Source organism: Telluria sp. AZSoR62, from assembly GCF_058111565.1.
In genome coordinates this window covers 1-266 of sequence record NZ_JBYTST010000344.1, presented here as the reverse complement: position 1 = coordinate 266, position 266 = coordinate 1, and the positions used below count along the sequence as shown (strand labels likewise).

Here is a 266-nt window from a genome sequence, read left to right as displayed (position 1 = left end):
ACCCCGATCTGAACGAACTCGTCACGGCCATGGCGGTGTGCAATGACGCCCGCGTCATGGAGGAGGGCGGCCAATGGCGGGTCGTCGGCGAACCGACCGAGGGCGCACTGCGCACGCTCGCCGTGAAGGCCGGATTTGATTCCGCCGCACACGAGCGGGTCGCTGTCGTGCCGTTCGAGTCCGACAGCAAGTTCATGGCCACGCTGAACCGAACCCGCGAGGGGCAACTGAGGATTTTCCTTAAGGGCGCCCCGGATGTGTTGCTC

At 65.4% G+C, this 266-nt stretch carries 1 protein-coding gene; it reads left to right on the top strand.

From position 1 onward, the window contains the following. On the top strand, positions 1 to 266 hold a 266-nt coding region (locus AC3XQU_RS24065; RefSeq protein WP_489876645.1), incomplete at both ends, for a hypothetical protein.